Origin of the sequence: Pseudobutyrivibrio xylanivorans, assembly GCF_010906925.1 — a bacterium.
In the GTDB taxonomy this organism is placed as follows: domain Bacteria; phylum Bacillota; class Clostridia; order Lachnospirales; family Lachnospiraceae; genus Pseudobutyrivibrio.
The window spans coordinates 231,899-247,736 of the sequence record NZ_VTVE01000002.1 but is presented as its reverse complement, the minus strand read 5'-3'; the positions used below and the strand labels follow the sequence as shown (position 1 = coordinate 247,736).

Sequence of the window (15,838 nt, the reverse complement as noted above, 5' to 3'; positions counted from 1 at the left end):
AGAATTAAAAACTTTATGAAGAAAATGAATTACTTCATAGTTGCAATTACATTTACAACCTTTTTGCTTGGGTCAAATGGGATTACATTTCCTTGAACCTCTACACCGTCAACAGTGAGAGAAGAAACACCCTTTTGAACCTTGTTTGGATTCTTGATTTCAATGTTGTATGTTACACCGCGGTATACACGAGTAATCTTGAAATCTCCAAATGCAGCTGGAGTACATGGATTTACTGAAAGTCCCTCAAGTGTAGGATAAATACCTAAGATGTACTGAGAGATATTTGTAAATGTCCAAGCTGCTGTACCTGTAAGCCAGCTGTTCTTAGCCTCACCATGGAACTTGGCATCTGCGCCAGCAACCATCTGTGAGTAAACATATGGCTCAGTTCTATGAATCTCAGAGATGTCCTCGATGTATGAAGGACAAGTCTTCTTGTAAACTTCGAATGCTCTATCGCCACGACCGATGCATGTCTCAGCAATTGAAATCCATGGATTGTTGTGGCAGAAGATACCAGCATTTTCCTTGTATCCTGGTGGATATGAAGTAATCTCACCAAGTTCAAGGTGATATCTTGTGTAAGCAGGCTGAAGAATCATAACACCATACTTTGTATCAAGCTTAGCCTTTACAGAATTAAGAGCCTTCTCAGCGTTGCCATTATCAACACCTACACCAGCCATTACACACATACCTTGTGGCTCGATGTAAATCTGGCCCTCATCACATTCCTTAGAACCAACCTTGTGGCTGTAAGCATCATAAGCTCTAACGAACCATTCGCCATCCCAACCATCTTTTTCGATAGCCGCAATCATCTTATCTACTTCTGCAAGAACACGTGCTTCTTCAGCTGTATCTCCAAGGAGCTTTGCAAGAGCTGCATACTCGCGGCCATATTTTACAAACATACCAGCGATAAATACTGACTCAGCAACTGGACCCTCTGAAGGACCGAAGCACTGGAAACTTTCGCCTGGATGCTCTGAGAAGCAGTTCAAGTTCAAGCAATCATTCCAATCAGCACGACCGATAAGTGGAAGGTTGTGTGGACCCTTGTGGTTAACAATATAATCAAATGATCTCTTCAAATGCTCCATAAGAGTAGTTGCAACTGACATATCGTTGTCGTATGGAACCATTTCCTTAAGGATTGAGGTGTCACCTGTTTCGCGGATGTAAGCACTTGTACCAGCAATGAGCCAAAGTGGATCATCATTGAAACCAGAACCGATATCAGAATTACCCTTCTTTGTGAGTGGCTGATACTGGTGGTATGCAGAACCATCCTGGAACTGAGTTGAAGCAATGTCAATGATTCTCTCGCGAGCTCTATCAGGAATAAGATGAACAAATCCAAGTAAATCCTGGCAAGAATCTCTGAATCCCATACCACGTCCAATACCTGTCTCATAATAAGAAGCAGAACGTGACATGTTAAATGTAACCATACACTGATACTGATTCCAAATGTTGACCATGCGGTTTACATGCTCATCAGAAGATTCGATGTGGAATTTGCTGAGAAGGTTATCCCAATATTTGCATAACTCATCAAATGCTTTGTCGAAATCTTCTGTTGTCTGGTATTTAGCAAGAAGAGCATCAGCTTTCTTCTTATTAATAACACCAGGCTTTTCCCATTTATCATCTTCAGCATTCTCGATATAGCCAAGAGCGAATACGAATGTCTTGCTCTCGCCAGCTTCAAGAGAAACATTGAGCTGATGTGAAGCAATTGGGTACCAACCAGAAGCAATAGTATTATGAAGCTTTCCTTCGATAACAGCTGCTGGCTTATCAGGTCCGTTGTAAGCGCCTCTGAATTCATCACGACTTGTTTCAAAACCATCAATTTTTGCATTTACAGAGTAAACAGCGTAGTGATTACGACGCTCTCTGTATTCTGTTTTGTGATAGATAGTAGAATCTACAACCTCTACCTCACCGATTGAAAGGTTACGCTGATAATTCTTCATATCATCATCAGCATTCCAAAGACACCATTCTACATAAGAGAAGAGCTGAATGTCTTTTTTAGCATTGCCCTTATTTGTAAGAGTTACTTTTGTAAGCTCTACTGGATTATCTGCTGGTACAAATGTAACTAAAGCAGCTTCTACATTATTTTTAACACCAGTGAACTTTGAATAACCTATACCGTGACGGCACTCATAAGAATCAAGCTCAGTTTTTGTTGGCTGCCAACCTGGATTCCAAATTGTATCACCATCTTTAATATAGAAGTACTTTCCGTTTGTATCAGGAGTTGTATCGTTGTAACGATATCTTGTCATACGAAGAAGCTTTGCATCCTTGTAGAATGTGTAACCTCCACATGTATTAGAAAGTAAAGTAAAGAAATCATTGCATCCAAGATAATTAATCCAAGGCAATGGAGTCTTTGGGGTAGTGATGACATATTCTTTATTATTATCATCGAAGTATCCGAATTTCATACGTTCCTCCCATTTGCTTAAATTAGAAATAAAACTACATTTTAGAAAACGATTAAGTGGCTAAAGTAGTGATATTTCAAGAAAATCGCCTTCAAGCAGCCGTAAACGTTTAAGTTAAAAGGCATACTTATCTGCATTAAGAATACCATATCGGGGCTAGAAAACAATCATAACTTTGTATTTTTGTGGATAATGTACTAAAATAACAGTTGAAAATAATACGAAAGCCACAAAGTTTCGAAAAAGACTTGTACAAACGCGAAAACAGGGCTATATTTAACTTAACGAAAACGATTAAGCAAAAAGCGTGGCAAAAGTAGGGAGAAAACAGACAATGGTTTCATTAAAAGACATTGCCGCACGATGTGGAGTTTCGATAGCTACAGTCAGCAAGGCGCTGAATGATCATAGCGATATCGGACAGGAGACAAAAGAAAGAATTCGCCAGACAGCAAAGGAAATGGGTTATGTTCCTAATGCAGCGGCCAAGTCCATGAAAACAAACAGGACACATAATATTGGGGTGCTTTTTATGGATGATGCCAGAAGCGGTCTACAGCATGACTTCTTCGCAGGCTTATTGGAGAGCTTCAAAATATCGGTTGAAAAAGAGGGATACGATATTACTTTTATTTCAAATGATAGAAGCAGACCAGGCAGAACATCTTATCTTAATCATGCTAGATACAGAAGATTTGACGGCGTGATTATAGCAAATGTTCATTTTGATGACCCAGAGGTGATAGAGCTGGTCAATAGCGATATTCCGGTGGTCACAATCGATCATATTTATAATGATACGACAGCAATTCTTTCGGATAACGTCGACGGAGTTTCAGTACTAGTCGATTATGCAGTAAAAAATGGGCACAAGAAAATAGCTTTTATCCATGGAGTTGATTCCTCAGTAACCAAATCACGAATGGTTACTTTCAATAAGAAAATGGAGGAATACGGAATAACCATTCCAGATGAGTACATCATGGAATCTCCATATAGAGATATGCATGGTGCCTACGAGACAACATTGAAGCTTTTAGAACTTCCTGATGTACCGACCTGCATCTTTTATCCTGACGACTACGCATCTTATGGCGGAATCAGAGCAATCAATGAAAAGGGGTACAAAGTACCTGATGACATTTCGGTGGTTGGGTATGATGGAATAAGAGTTGCAAGACACATCAGACCAAGGCTTACAACCTACAGACAGAATACCGATGAGTTGGGCGCACTGGCAGCGAGAAATCTTATCGATTTAATCGAGCGACCAAACACGACATTAATTAAGCAAGTGGTTGTAAAGGGAAAGCTCCTTGAGGGAGATACACTTAAAAAACTGAATTAGGCATTTAGTTGAGAATTCAACTTATATAAATGCAGTAACAAAACAATGTGGTGCTAAAGAATAAAAATAGGGAAGAGATTTAGCATCAAGCAGGCTAGAGGCCTACGATAAAATTTATTTGGGAGGAACACAAATGAAAAAACGTTTAGTAAGTTTGCTTGCAATGGCAACAATGACAGCATCTATGTTTGCTGCATGTGGAACAACTGACATGGGTGGCGAAGCTGCTACAGAGGAGAAAGAGCCAGCAACTGCAGAAGAGATTGATGCAGAGGCAGCAGCTGTTGACCTTGGTGAGGACACAGGTAAGGTTCTTAACATCTATGTATGGAACGAGGAGTTCAAGAGCCGTGTAACAGATCACTATCCAAACTATGAGGAAGTTGACGCTACACATGGTAAGATTGGTGATGTAGATGTTGTATGGCAGATCACAGAGAATGCTGGTAATGCATATCAGGATAACCTTGATGCAGCATTAAAGGGACAGGCAGATGCAGCTGATGATGACAAGGTAGATATCTTCCTTATTGAGGCTGACTACGCTTCTAAGTATTGTGATACAGATTACACAATGCCATTATCTGATCTTGGTATTACTTCTTCAGATCTTGCTGATCAGTATGAGTATACACAGACAATCGTTAAGGATGGTTCTGGAAGAGTTAAAGCTTCTTCATGGCAGGCAGCTTCAGCTGGTCTCATCTACAACAGAGATATCGCTAAGGAAGTTCTTGGAACAGAGGAGCCAGACGAGGTTCAGGCAGCAGTAGCTGATTGGAGCAAGTACAATGAGACAGCTAAGAAGGTAGCTGATGCAGGATATACAATGTGTTCAGTAATGGATACATATCGTACATATTCTAACAACGTTTCTGGCCAGTGGGTACAGGACGGCAAGGTAGTTGTTGATGACAACATCATGAACTGGGTTGATGATTCAATGGCACTTGTAGAGGACAAGGCTGAGACAACATACGCTCTTTGGGGCGATGACTGGGCAAAGGGTAAGTACCCAGAAGGAAAGCAGTTCTGCTACTTTGGACCAGCTTGGTTCTTCAACTTCTGCTTAGACGTTGATAAGGAAGGCACAGTTGCTAACGATGGTAGATGGGGATTCTGCGAAGGCCCACAGTCTTACTACTGGGGTGGTACATGGATCTGTGCAGCAACAGGAACAGATAATCCTAACCTTGTAAAGGATATCATCCTTACAATGACAACAGATCAGTCAGTACTTAAGGAAATTGCTACAGCAGATCTTGATTGCGTAAACAGCAAGACAGTTCTTGGTGAGCTTGCAAACTCAGATGAAGGTAACATGGATCTTCTTGGTGGACAGAATCCATACGCTCAGCTTGCAGCAGGCGCAGAGGGAATCGATCTTTCAAACCTTTCACCATACGATCAGGGATGTAACGAAGAGTTCCAGAATGCTATGAAGAACTACTTCGAAGGAAATGCTACTAAGGAAGAAGCACTTGATCTCTTCAAGAAGGCTATTTCTGAGAAGTATCCAACACTTACTGTAGAGTAATCAATCAGTAGAATAATTTAGAGGTATAATATGGGGGCGTATGGGTTTTCCTGTGCGCCCTCTATAATGAAAAGAAATATAAAGGGAGCACCTTATGAACAAGAAGAGCAAAGTTGTACGTTACAATAAATGGGGATACATTTTCTTACTACCTTTTATTGCGGTTTTTTTGGTATTCCAATTGATTCCATTAGTAACTACGATTTATAATTCATTTTTCTTGCACATGGAAGATGGATTAACTGTTGTTGGTCCTACATTCATTGGGCTAAAAAACTATTCAACAATTATATCTAATGGTGATTTACCAAAGTATTTCACTAACACAATGATTATGTGGTTCATGGGATTTGTACCACAGATTCTTTTATCATTACTTTTGGGAGCATGGTTCACAGATCCATCTCTTAAGCTTAAATTTCAGAGATTTTTTAAGACGGTTATTTATTTGCCAAACTTAATTATGGCATCTGCATTCGCGATGTTATTCTTTACTTTGTTTTCTGATATGGGGCCAATTAATGATATTTTGAAAAATTTGGGAGTAATAAAGGAATCATATCAGTTTATGAGTCATGTGTGGTCAGTACGTGGACTTGTTGCCACAATGAACTGTTTGATGTGGTTTGGAAATACGACTATTCTTCTGATGGCAGGTATGTTAGGTATCGACCCAGCTTTATTTGAAGCTGCTCAGGTTGATGGAGCTACTGCTACTCAGATTTTCTATAAGATAACTTTACCTTTACTTAAACCTATTCTTATTTATGTAATGATTACATCTCTTATCGGTGGATTGCAGATGTTTGATGTTCCTCAGATTTTGACAAACAAAACTGGTGATCCAATGCGTACATCGATGACACTTATCATGTATCTGAATAAGAATCTTTCTGTCGGAAGTAGAAACTATGGTTTTGCAGGTGCATTATCAGTATTTATGTTTATTTTGACAGGCGTTCTTAGTCTGATTGTATTTAAAGTGACAGGTAAGGATGATAAGGACGGAAGATAATCTTTATCTGAAGATAGTGTTTATAGAGAGGATAATAATATGACAACAAATACAACTGATATGGCTGGGAAAACTAAAGACGGTGCTTCAGTCTTTGTGAGAAGATTTGTGGCTTATCTAGTACTTATTCTAGTAACAATAGTGTGCCTGTTTTGGTTCTATCTATTATTTATTAATTCCACAAGATCTCACTCTGAAATGAGTGCCGGATTTACACCAATTCCTAGTAGTCATTTAATAGCAAACTGGAAGAACTTAATACATGGAACAATACCTGTGGTATCTGGTATGATTAACTCACTTTTGATAGCCACAGCGTCTGCTGTACTTGCTACATACTTTAGTACAATGACAGCTTATGCAATCCATGCATATGATTTTAAGTTGAAAAACTTCCTTTATACATTCATTTTGATGATTATGATGATTCCTACACAGGTTACAGTACTTGGTTTCATCGGATTAATCAAAGATATGAATATTGATGATACAGCGATTGCGCTTATTATTCCATCGGTTGCTTCACCAGCAGTATTCTTCTATATGAAGCAATACATGGATTCTACACTTCCTCTTTCATTGATTGAGGCAGCAAGAATTGATGGTTCTGGTGAGTTTAGAACATTTAATAATATTGTACTTCCACTTATGAAGCCGGCTATTGCTGTACAGGCAATATTCAGTTTCGTAGCAAGCTGGAATAATTACTTCGTTCCTGCACTTGTACTTCACTCACAGGAAAAGAAAACACTTCCTATATTAATGCAGCAATTACGAAGCGCAGATTTCTTGAAGTTTGATATGGGACAGGTATATATGATGATTTCATTCTCAATATTCCCTGTTATCATTGTATATTTAATTCTTTCAAGATATATTGTAGGCGGAGTTACACTTGGTGGTGTAAAGGGCTAGTCAATTATTCTTTATTGTGGCGAAACTGTGCACAATAAATAAAAATTACACAAATATTCTGAATAAATTACATAAATATTGCGCTAAGCTGAGTATTATGTTATAAACATTTTGGTAGAGTAATTTATGGAGGATGTGTAAATGAAGAAAAAATTGATTAACACAATATTAATTCTTACATTTGCAGCTATGATGTGTGCATGCGGAGCCACAAAGGAAGTTTCAGTAGATCAGACTTCTATTAAATCAGCTGCAAAAGCAATTGGAGGTAAGAGTGCATCTGTTAATACTGTAACAGCGGATGGAACAGTGACGACAGATGGTACAGTAACAACAGATGGTTCGGTAAACACAACAACTGACGCTGTACCAGCTGCTGTCCCAACTGATGCTTCACAAGCTACAGGCGTGACACAGTCTGACGTGGTTGTTGAGGATTACCTCATTTATAATAATGTAAATATTATGCCAGGTGGAGATGTAGCTCCTGTATTAAAAGCACTTGGTGCTCCTGAATACCAGTATTCATACAAGTACTGCGGTACAAACAAGACTGCTACAGATTATTACTATGATGGACTTGAGATTTTTACAGCTCCAGATGACCAGGGCGTAAGCAGAATTTATATGATTAGAGGACTTGATTGTCAGTCGAGCACAGCAAAGGGTGCTTCTCTTTGTCAGGACCTTAGTGTATTGAAGAGCTGCTATGGTGCACCATCAGAGCAGACATCTGATTATATCTCATATAAGTTCAATGGATTTACAACTACCATCACGTTAAGTGAAGGATATCCAGCTGTAATTATGTTTAGCACATTGGATCAGTAATTAATTAACGGTATAACTACATATAATGAAAAAGACTTGACACTTAGTCGCTGCTGTGATAAATTTAGCTAGCGACTAAGAAAAGCAGGTCTTTTTTTTATGCTCTTTTTTCGCCCCGTCAAATTGTTCGCTATGACGGGTGAGTATAACAGAACTGCAGAGTAGAAAATTTACGGAGGTGGAAGTTGTGCGCACAAAGATAACATTGGCATGTACAGAATGCCAGCAGCGTAATTACAACATGACAAAAGACAAGAAGACACACCCTGACAGAATGGAAACAAAGAAGTATTGCAGATTCTGCAAGAAGCACACAATGCACAAAGAGACTAAATAGTCATTTGGAGGTGCGATTATGGCAGAGGAAAAAAATACAAAGTCAGGACGTCTTTCAGGTCTTAAGACAGAGTTTGGCAAAATCGTTTGGGCAGACTCAAAAGACGTGTCAAAGCAGACAACAGCAGTTATTGCTGTGTCAGTAGTTGTAGCATTGATTATCATCGTATTAGATGCAGTAATCAACAAAGGTGTAAATATCCTAGTTAATTTATAATGGAGGCATCGCGTATGGCAGAGGCAAAGTGGTATGTAGTTCATACTTACTCAGGCTATGAGAACAAAGTCAAGACAAACATTGAAAAGGCTATCGAGACACAGAAGCTCGAGGAGCAGATTCTTGATGTACGAGTTCCTATGGTTGAGGTTACCGAGACTAAGGACGGCGTTAAAAAACAAGTTTCAAAGAAGATGTACCCTGGTTACGTTCTTATTGAGATGATTATGAATGATGAGACCTGGTATGTTGTCAGAAACACAAGAGGTGTTACAGGCTTCGTTGGACCAGGAAGCAAGCCAGTGCCATTGTCAGAGGCAGAGGTTCAGGCATACTTACTAGGTGGTAGCACCGAGAAAGTCAATGTTGAGGTCGACTTCGAGATCGGAGATACACTTAGCGTTGTTGATGGTACCTGGAAAGATACTGTTGGTGTTGTTAAGTCTATCAATACTAAGAAGCAGACTGTTACAATCAGCGTTGAAATGTTCGGCCGTGAGACACCGGTAGAAATTGATTTCACGGACGTACGTAAAATGGATTAAATCAGCATTATCTTTTGCTGATACAGATTTGCAGGAGGAATAGGATATCATGGCAAAGAAAATTGAAGGCTATATCAAGTTGCAGATTCCAGCAGGCAAGGCTACACCAGCCCCACCAGTTGGTCCAGCACTTGGTCAGCATGGTGTAAACATTGTGGAGTTTACAAAGCAGTTTAACGCAAAGACAGCAGATATGGGAGATACAATCGTTCCTACTATCATCACTGTTTATGCAGATAGAAGCTTTAGCTTCATCACAAAGACTCCACCAGCTCCAGTACTTATTAAGAAGGCTTGCAAGATTGCTAAGGCATCTGGCACACCTAATAAGACAAAGGTAGCAAAGATTACAAAGGCTCAGGTTAAGGAAATCGCAGAGACAAAGATGCCAGACCTTAACGCAGCAACAATCGAGGCTGCTATGAGCATGATCGAGGGAACATGTAGATCAATGGGCGTTGAGGTTGTAGACTAATTACAGCTTAGCGAAAACAACGTTCTTACTATTAACGAATGAGTGGGAGAGCATAAGCTCGATGAACCACAGGAGGTAAACATGAAAAGAGGAAAGAAATACGTAGCAGCTGCACAGTCATACGATAAGTCAGTTGCATACGATCCAGCAGAAGCAATCGCTCAGGTTAAGAAGAATGCTACTGCAAAATTTGATGAGACAATTGAAGCTCATATCAGAACTGGTTGTGACGGACGTCACGCTGAGCAGCAGATCCGTGGTGCTGTAGTACTTCCACACGGAACTGGTAAGTCAGTTAGAGTATTAGTATTCGCTAAGGGTGCTAAGCTTGACGAGGCACAGGCTGCAGGCGCTGATTTCGTTGGCGGCGAGGAGCTCATTCCAAAGATCCAGAACGAAGGTTGGGCTGAGTTCGATTCTGTAGTTGCTACTCCAGATATGATGGGTGTTGTTGGTCGTCTTGGTCGTGTACTTGGACCTAGAGGACTTATGCCAAACCCAAAGGCTGGTACAGTTACTATGGATGTTGCTAAGGCTGTTGAGGAAATCAAGGCTGGTAAGATTGAGTATAGACTTGATAAGACAAACATTATCCATGTACCTATCGGAAAGGCTTCTTTCACAGAGGAGCAGTTAGCGGACAACTTCCAGACTCTTATGGACGCTATCAACAAGGCTAAGCCATCAAGCTTAAAGGGTCAGTACATTAAGAGCATTTCACTTGCTCCTACAATGGGACCTGGCGTTAAGCTTAATGTTGCTAAGGTTTCAAACTAATAGTTGACAGTCCAATATACAAAATGATATAATGCACAAAGTTGTTGCCGAAGACAGCAGGTGGCGTTAGCCGTAAAGAGATTATCTCTACCAGCCGAGGACGATTAAGTATTTATCGATTAATCACCTCTATGTCTTTATGGCATAGAGGTTTTTTTACTTATCCTCATATAAGCAACACTAAAAATTATAAGGAGGAAAAATTCGTGGCAAAAGTTGAATTAAAGCAGCCTATCGTTGACGAGATTTCAGCTCAGGTTAAAGATGCAGCATCAGTTGTAGTAGTTGACGCTCGTGGACTTACAGTTGCAGAAGACACACAGTTACGTAAGCAGCTTCGTGAAGCAGGTGTTTCTTACAAGGTATACAAGAACACACTTATGAAGCGTGCTTTCGAGGGTACTGACTTTGCTCAGCTTGATGATGTTCTTGAAGGACCATCTGCAATCGCAGTTGCAAAGGAAGATGCTACAGCACCAGCTAGAATCCTTTCTAAGTTTGCTAAGACAGCATCTAACCTTGAAATCAAGGCTGGTGTTGTAGAAGGTACATTCTACGATGCAAAGGGTATGGCAGCAGTTGCTTCAGTACCAAGCAGAGAGGAGCTTCTTTCAAAGTTACTTGGAAGTTTACAGTCTCCAATCACAAATTTCGCTCGCGTTCTCAATCAGATTGCAGAGGCAGAGGCACCAGCAGAAGAGCCAGCTGAGGCTCCAGCGGAGTAAATCAGAATACTCAAACCAATATACATTGATTTATAATTTTTTAATGGAGGAAAATTATCATGGCAAAGATGACAACAGAAGAGTTTATCGCAGCTATCAAAGAGCTTAGCGTATTAGAGTTAAATGACCTTGTAAAGGCATGTGAGGAAGAGTTCGGCGTTTCTGCAGCAGCAGGCGTTGTAGTTGCAGCAGCAGCTGGCGACGGCGCAGCAGCAGGCGAGGAGAAGGACGAGTTTGATGTAGAGCTTACAGAAGTAGGTTCTGAGAAGGTTAAGGTTATCAAGGTTGTTCGTGAGGCAACTGGCCTTGGTCTTAAGGAAGCAAAAGAGCTCGTTGATGGCGCTCCAAAGGTAATCAAGGAAGCAGCTGACAAGGCTACAGCAGAGTCAATCAAGGCTCAGCTTGAGGAGATCGGCGCAAAGGTTACATTAAAGTAAGAATTTTGCACGAGCAGAGTAAATAATAAAAATAGTATCTCAGAGATTTATCTCGCTGAGATACTATTTTTTTATTATTGTGCGCAGCAGGCGTTTATGTTCTGCTAAAAAAACAATATAATTAGTACTTGACTTTACTATTGATTTTGGCATAGAATGTAGGTTGCACTATTGTGGTGCAGTGTGCATTGCTATGCCTTTTTTCATGGCAATGAAATTCGACAATAAAACATTGCAACAATTCGGTGAAGCCCTTTAGATTCGCTGTTTTGTTGACAAATAAAATGAGAGGTGGAACGTCAATGGAGAAAAACAGAATACGTCCAGTGAAAGCTGGAAAGAACTTGCGTATGAGTTACTCGAGACAAAAAGAGGTTCTTGAGATGCCTAATTTAATCGAGGTCCAGAAGAACAGCTATGACTGGTTCGTTAAGGATGGATTAAAAGAAGCATTTGCAGATATCTCACCTATTCAGGATCGAGGAAATCAGCTTGAGTTGCATTTTGTTGACTTTGCACTATGCAAGGATGAGGTGAAATATACTATCCCTCAGTGCAAGGAGAGAGATGCAACATACGCAGCACCTTTAAAGGTAAAAGTGCGCCTTGTTAACAAGGAATCCGGCGATATGCAGGAGCACGAAATTTTCATGGGTGACTTGCCACTTATGACTGAGACAGGCACATTTGTTATCAATGGAGCAGAGCGTGTTATCGTATCTCAGCTTGTCCGTTCACCAGGCATCTACTATGCAATCGGACATGATAAAATTGGTAAGGAACTCTATTCATGCACAGTTATTCCAAATCGTGGTGCATGGCTTGAGTATGAAACAGATTCCAATGACGTTTTTTATGTACGTGTAGACCGTAACAGAAAGGTACCTGTTACAGTCCTTATTCGTGCGCTTGGTTTAGGAACAAATCAGGAAATTATAGATGTATTTGGTGAGGAGCCAAAGATCCTTGCTACATTTGCTAAGGATCCAGCTATCACAGAGAAGAACCCACAGGGTAGCTATGAGGGAGGTCTTTTAGAGCTCTATCGTAAGCTTCGTCCAGGTGAGCCTCTTGCTAAGGATAGTGCTGAGTCTCTTATCCATGGCATGTTCTTTGACCCACGTCGTTACGATCTTGCTAAGGTTGGACGCTATAAGTTTAACAAGAAGCTTATGCTCAAGAATCGTATTACTGGTCATATTCTCGCAGAGGATGTTGTTGATACAACAACAGGTGAGATTATTGCTAAGGCTGGAGAAAAGGTAACACTTGAGATGGCTGATGCTATCCAAAATGCAGCTGTTACTCATGTATTTATCCAGACTGAGTCACGTAATGTTAAGGTTCTTTCTAATATGATGGTTGACATCACAAAGTTTGTTGATTGTGATGCTAAGGCTCTTGGTATTACTGAGCTTGTTTACTATCCAGTTCTTGAGAGAATTCTTCAGGAGAACACTACAAAAGAAGATATCGAAGATGCAATTGAGAGATCAGTAGCTGATCTTATTCCAAAGCACATCACAGTAGAGGATGTATTTGCATCTATTAACTATAATATGCACCTTGAGTACGGCATTGGTAAGGATGACGATATCGATCACCTTGGTAACCGTCGTATCCGTGCAGTTGGTGAGTTATTACAGAACCAGTATAGAATTGGTCTTTCACGTCTTGAGAAGGTTGTACGTGAGCGTATGACTACTCGTGACCTTGAGGATATTTCTCCTCAGAACCTCATCAACATCAAGCCTGTTACAGCTGCAATCAAAGAGTTCTTTGGTTCATCACAGTTGTCACAGTTTATGGATCAGAACAACCCACTTTCAGAGTTGACACACAAGAGACGTCTTTCAGCACTTGGTCCTGGTGGTCTTTCAAGAGATCGTGCCGGATTCGAGGTTCGAGACGTACACTACTCTCACTATGGACGTATGTGCCCTATCGAGACACCTGAAGGACCTAACATCGGTCTTATCAACTCTCTTGCAAGCTATGCTCGTATCAATGAGTATGGTTTTATTGAGGCACCATACAGACGTATTGATAAGTCAGACCCAGAGAATCCTCGTGTAACAGATGAGGTTGTATATATGACAGCTGACGAAGAGGATAATTATCATGTAGCACAGGCTAACGTCAAGCTTGACGAGGAAGGCCACTTCATGAGAAAGAACGTATCTGGTCGTTTCCGTGAGGAGACACAGGAGTACGATAAGAAGATGTTTGATTACATGGACGTATCTCCTAAGATGGTATTCTCAGTTGCTACAGCCCTTATTCCATTCCTTCAGAATGACGATGCTAACCGTGCCCTCATGGGTTCTAACATGCAGCGTCAGGCAGTGCCACTTCTTACTACAGAGGCACCAGTTGTTGGTACAGGTATGGAGCCAAAGACAGCAGTGGATTCAGGCGTTTGCGTAGTTGCTAAGCGTGCTGGTATCGTTGAGATGTCTGAGACAAAGCGTATCATCATCAAGGCTGATGAGGACGGTACTAGAGATGAGTACAACTTATTCAAGTTTACACGTTCTAACCAGTCTAACTGCTACAACCAGAGACCAATCGTATTCAAGGGTGACCATGTAGAGGCAGGCGAGGTTATCGCTGATGGTCCTTCTACAAAGAATGGTGAGCTTGCTATTGGTAAGAATCCACTTATCGGATTCATGACATGGGAAGGTTACAACTACGAGGATGCGGTTCTTCTTTCAGAGAGACTTGTACAGGATGATGTTTATACATCTATTCATATTGAAGAGTACGAAATTGATGCTCGTGATACAAAGCTTGGACCAGAGGAAATCACACGTGATGTAGCTGGTGTAGGTGATGATGCTCTTAAGGATCTTGATGAGAGCGGTATTATCCGTATCGGTGCAGAGGTTCGTGCCGGTGATATCCTTGTTGGTAAGGTTACACCAAAGGGAGAGACAGAGCGTACTCCTGAAGAGAGACTTCTTCTTGCAATCTTCGGTGAGAAGGCTAGAGAAGTTCGTGATACTTCACTTCGTGTACCACACGGAGCTTATGGTATCGTAGTTGATGCTAAGGTATTTACACGTGAGAACGGTGATGAGCTTTCACCAGGTGTTAATAAGTCAGTTCGTATCTACATCGCTCAGAAGAGAAAAATCGGTGTAGGTGATAAGATGGCTGGTCGTCATGGTAACAAGGGTGTAGTTTCCCGCGTACTTCCAGTAGAGGATATGCCATATCTTCCAAACGGACGTCCACTTGATATCGTACTTAACCCACTTGGCGTTCCTTCACGTATGAACATTGGTCAGGTCCTTGAGATTCACCTTTCACTTGCTGCAAAGGCACTTGGATTTGATATTGAGACACCAGTATTTGATGGTGCAAAGGAAATTGATATTCAGGATACTCTTGAGCTTGCAAATGACTATGTAAATATGCCATTTGACAAGGAAGAGGCAACAAATGGTGAGGATACATTCTTTGACAAGTACGTAGATGTACTTCGTGAGGATGTAATGGATTACTTATCTACTAACCGTGCTCACCGTGCTCTTTGGAAGGGTGTTCCTATTTCTAGAGATGGTAAGGTTCAGCTTCGTGACGGACGTACAGGCGAGCCATTTGATGGTCCTGTTACAATCGGACACATGCACTACCTGAAACTTCACCACCTTGTTGACGATAAGATCCATGCTCGTTCAACAGGTCCTTATTCTCTCGTTACACAGCAGCCACTTGGTGGTAAGGCACAGTTCGGTGGTCAGCGTTTCGGTGAGATGGAAGTTTGGGCTCTTGAGGCTTATGGTGCATCATATACACTTCAGGAAATCCTTACAATGAAGTCTGATGATGTTATCGGTCGTGTTAAGACATACGAAGCAATTATCAAGGGCGAAAACATCCCTGAGCCAGGTATTCCTGAGTCATTCAAGGTATTACTTAAGGAATTACAGTCACTTGGTCTTGATGTACGAGTTCTCGATGAGAACCGTGAAGAGGTTGAGCTCATGGAAACAAGTGAATATGGAAATACAGACCTCAATGCAATCATTGCAGGTAGCGATAGAAACTTCGCATTCGAAGATGACAGCTCATTTGCTCAGGCAGGCTTCTCAACAAAGAAGTTTGACAATGAGGGCGAGCTCGTAGACGATGATGAAATCGAAGAAGAGTCATACGACGAAGATGATTTTTCTGACGTTGCAGATGATTTTGATGAGGAATAAATAG

The 15,838-nt window shown here is 40.9% G+C and carries 14 protein-coding genes and 1 other annotated feature; of the genes, 13 read left to right on the top strand and 1 reads right to left on the bottom strand.

Annotated features, from left to right (window positions below; all coding sequences use genetic code 11):
• Positions 1–29 precede the first annotated feature (29 nt).
• The gene (locus tag F0Q01_RS07900; RefSeq protein WP_090487986.1) at positions 30–2,465 is read right to left on the bottom strand and encodes a GH36-type glycosyl hydrolase domain-containing protein; all 2,436 of its coding nucleotides are present in this window, start codon (positions 2,463–2,465) and stop codon (positions 30–32) included.
• A gap of 334 nt (positions 2,466–2,799) precedes the next feature.
• On the opposite strand from F0Q01_RS07900, the gene F0Q01_RS07895 reads away from it, so the two are divergent.
• The 13 genes from F0Q01_RS07895 to F0Q01_RS07835 all read left to right on the top strand — a co-directional run bounded on the left by F0Q01_RS07895 (position 2,800) and on the right by F0Q01_RS07835 (position 15,834).
• The gene (locus tag F0Q01_RS07895) at positions 2,800–3,813 is read left to right on the top strand and encodes a LacI family DNA-binding transcriptional regulator (RefSeq protein ID WP_090155403.1); all 1,014 of its coding nucleotides are present in this window, start codon (positions 2,800–2,802) and stop codon (positions 3,811–3,813) included.
• 133 nt (positions 3,814–3,946) lie between these two features.
• Positions 3,947–5,350 carry an ABC transporter substrate-binding protein gene (locus tag F0Q01_RS07890; RefSeq protein WP_090487984.1) on the top strand — a complete coding sequence of 468 codons (1,404 nt, stop codon included), beginning with the start codon at positions 3,947–3,949 and terminating at the stop codon, positions 5,348–5,350.
• 94 nt (positions 5,351–5,444) lie between these two features.
• Positions 5,445–6,365, top strand: coding sequence for a carbohydrate ABC transporter permease (locus tag F0Q01_RS07885; protein ID WP_090487982.1), 921 nt, complete (start codon positions 5,445–5,447; stop codon positions 6,363–6,365).
• 39 nt (positions 6,366–6,404) lie between these two features.
• Positions 6,405–7,280 carry a carbohydrate ABC transporter permease gene (locus F0Q01_RS07880; RefSeq protein ID WP_242941846.1) on the top strand — a complete coding sequence of 292 codons (876 nt, stop codon included), beginning with the start codon at positions 6,405–6,407 and terminating at the stop codon, positions 7,278–7,280.
• Positions 7,281–7,421: 141 nt separating this feature from the next.
• Positions 7,422–8,111, top strand: coding sequence for a hypothetical protein (locus F0Q01_RS07875; RefSeq protein WP_090487980.1), 690 nt, complete (start codon positions 7,422–7,424; stop codon positions 8,109–8,111).
• 187 nt (positions 8,112–8,298) lie between these two features.
• Entirely contained in the window at positions 8,299–8,448 is a 150-nt protein-coding gene (rpmG, locus tag F0Q01_RS07870; protein ID WP_028234592.1) for a 50S ribosomal protein L33, read from the top strand.
• Between the two features lie 18 nt (positions 8,449–8,466).
• A complete protein-coding gene (gene secE, locus F0Q01_RS07865; protein ID WP_090155410.1) occupies positions 8,467–8,664 on the top strand; it encodes a preprotein translocase subunit SecE in 198 nt (65 codons plus the stop codon).
• 14 nt (positions 8,665–8,678) lie between these two features.
• Positions 8,679–9,209 (top strand): transcription termination/antitermination protein NusG, encoded by a 531-nt coding sequence (gene nusG / locus F0Q01_RS07860; protein ID WP_090155412.1) that lies wholly within the window; start codon positions 8,679–8,681, stop codon positions 9,207–9,209.
• A gap of 49 nt (positions 9,210–9,258) precedes the next feature.
• Positions 9,259–9,684: a 50S ribosomal protein L11 gene (gene rplK, locus F0Q01_RS07855; RefSeq protein ID WP_090155414.1), complete on the top strand. Its 426-nt coding sequence runs from the start codon at positions 9,259–9,261 to the stop codon at positions 9,682–9,684.
• 81 nt (positions 9,685–9,765) lie between these two features.
• Positions 9,766–10,461, top strand: a complete 696-nt coding sequence (rplA, locus tag F0Q01_RS07850; RefSeq protein ID WP_090155417.1) for a 50S ribosomal protein L1 — start codon at positions 9,766–9,768, stop codon at positions 10,459–10,461.
• Positions 10,462–10,490: 29 nt separating this feature from the next.
• Positions 10,491–10,627 (top strand) — a sequence feature (ribosomal protein L10 leader region).
• A 40-nt stretch (positions 10,628–10,667) separates the two neighbouring features.
• On the top strand, positions 10,668–11,186 hold the full coding sequence (rplJ, locus tag F0Q01_RS07845; RefSeq protein ID WP_090487977.1) for a 50S ribosomal protein L10: 519 nt from the start codon (positions 10,668–10,670) through the stop codon (positions 11,184–11,186).
• A 59-nt stretch (positions 11,187–11,245) separates the two neighbouring features.
• The gene (rplL, locus tag F0Q01_RS07840) at positions 11,246–11,623 is read left to right on the top strand and encodes a 50S ribosomal protein L7/L12 (protein WP_090155421.1); all 378 of its coding nucleotides are present in this window, start codon (positions 11,246–11,248) and stop codon (positions 11,621–11,623) included.
• A 302-nt stretch (positions 11,624–11,925) separates the two neighbouring features.
• Positions 11,926–15,834: a DNA-directed RNA polymerase subunit beta gene (locus F0Q01_RS07835; protein ID WP_090487975.1), complete on the top strand. Its 3,909-nt coding sequence runs from the start codon at positions 11,926–11,928 to the stop codon at positions 15,832–15,834.
• The last annotated feature ends 4 nt before the right edge of the window (positions 15,835–15,838 follow it).

Bases quoted from the DNA above. Each gene is read 5' to 3' on its own strand.
- F0Q01_RS07900 (WP_090487986.1), bottom strand. From the start codon at position 2,465: ATGAAATTCGGATACTTCGATGATAATAATAAAGAATATGTCATCACT.
- F0Q01_RS07895 (WP_090155403.1), top strand. From the start codon at position 2,800: ATGGTTTCATTAAAAGACATTGCCGCACGATGTGGAGTTTCGATAGCT.
- F0Q01_RS07890 (WP_090487984.1), top strand. From the start codon at position 3,947: ATGAAAAAACGTTTAGTAAGTTTGCTTGCAATGGCAACAATGACAGCA.
- F0Q01_RS07885 (WP_090487982.1), top strand. From the start codon at position 5,445: ATGAACAAGAAGAGCAAAGTTGTACGTTACAATAAATGGGGATACATT.
- F0Q01_RS07880 (WP_242941846.1), top strand. From the start codon at position 6,405: ATGACAACAAATACAACTGATATGGCTGGGAAAACTAAAGACGGTGCT.
- F0Q01_RS07875 (WP_090487980.1), top strand. From the start codon at position 7,422: ATGAAGAAAAAATTGATTAACACAATATTAATTCTTACATTTGCAGCT.
- secE (WP_090155410.1), top strand. From the start codon at position 8,467: ATGGCAGAGGAAAAAAATACAAAGTCAGGACGTCTTTCAGGTCTTAAG.
- nusG (WP_090155412.1), top strand. From the start codon at position 8,679: ATGGCAGAGGCAAAGTGGTATGTAGTTCATACTTACTCAGGCTATGAG.
- rplK (WP_090155414.1), top strand. From the start codon at position 9,259: ATGGCAAAGAAAATTGAAGGCTATATCAAGTTGCAGATTCCAGCAGGC.
- rplA (WP_090155417.1), top strand. From the start codon at position 9,766: ATGAAAAGAGGAAAGAAATACGTAGCAGCTGCACAGTCATACGATAAG.
- rplL (WP_090155421.1), top strand. From the start codon at position 11,246: ATGGCAAAGATGACAACAGAAGAGTTTATCGCAGCTATCAAAGAGCTT.
- F0Q01_RS07835 (WP_090487975.1), top strand. From the start codon at position 11,926: ATGGAGAAAAACAGAATACGTCCAGTGAAAGCTGGAAAGAACTTGCGT.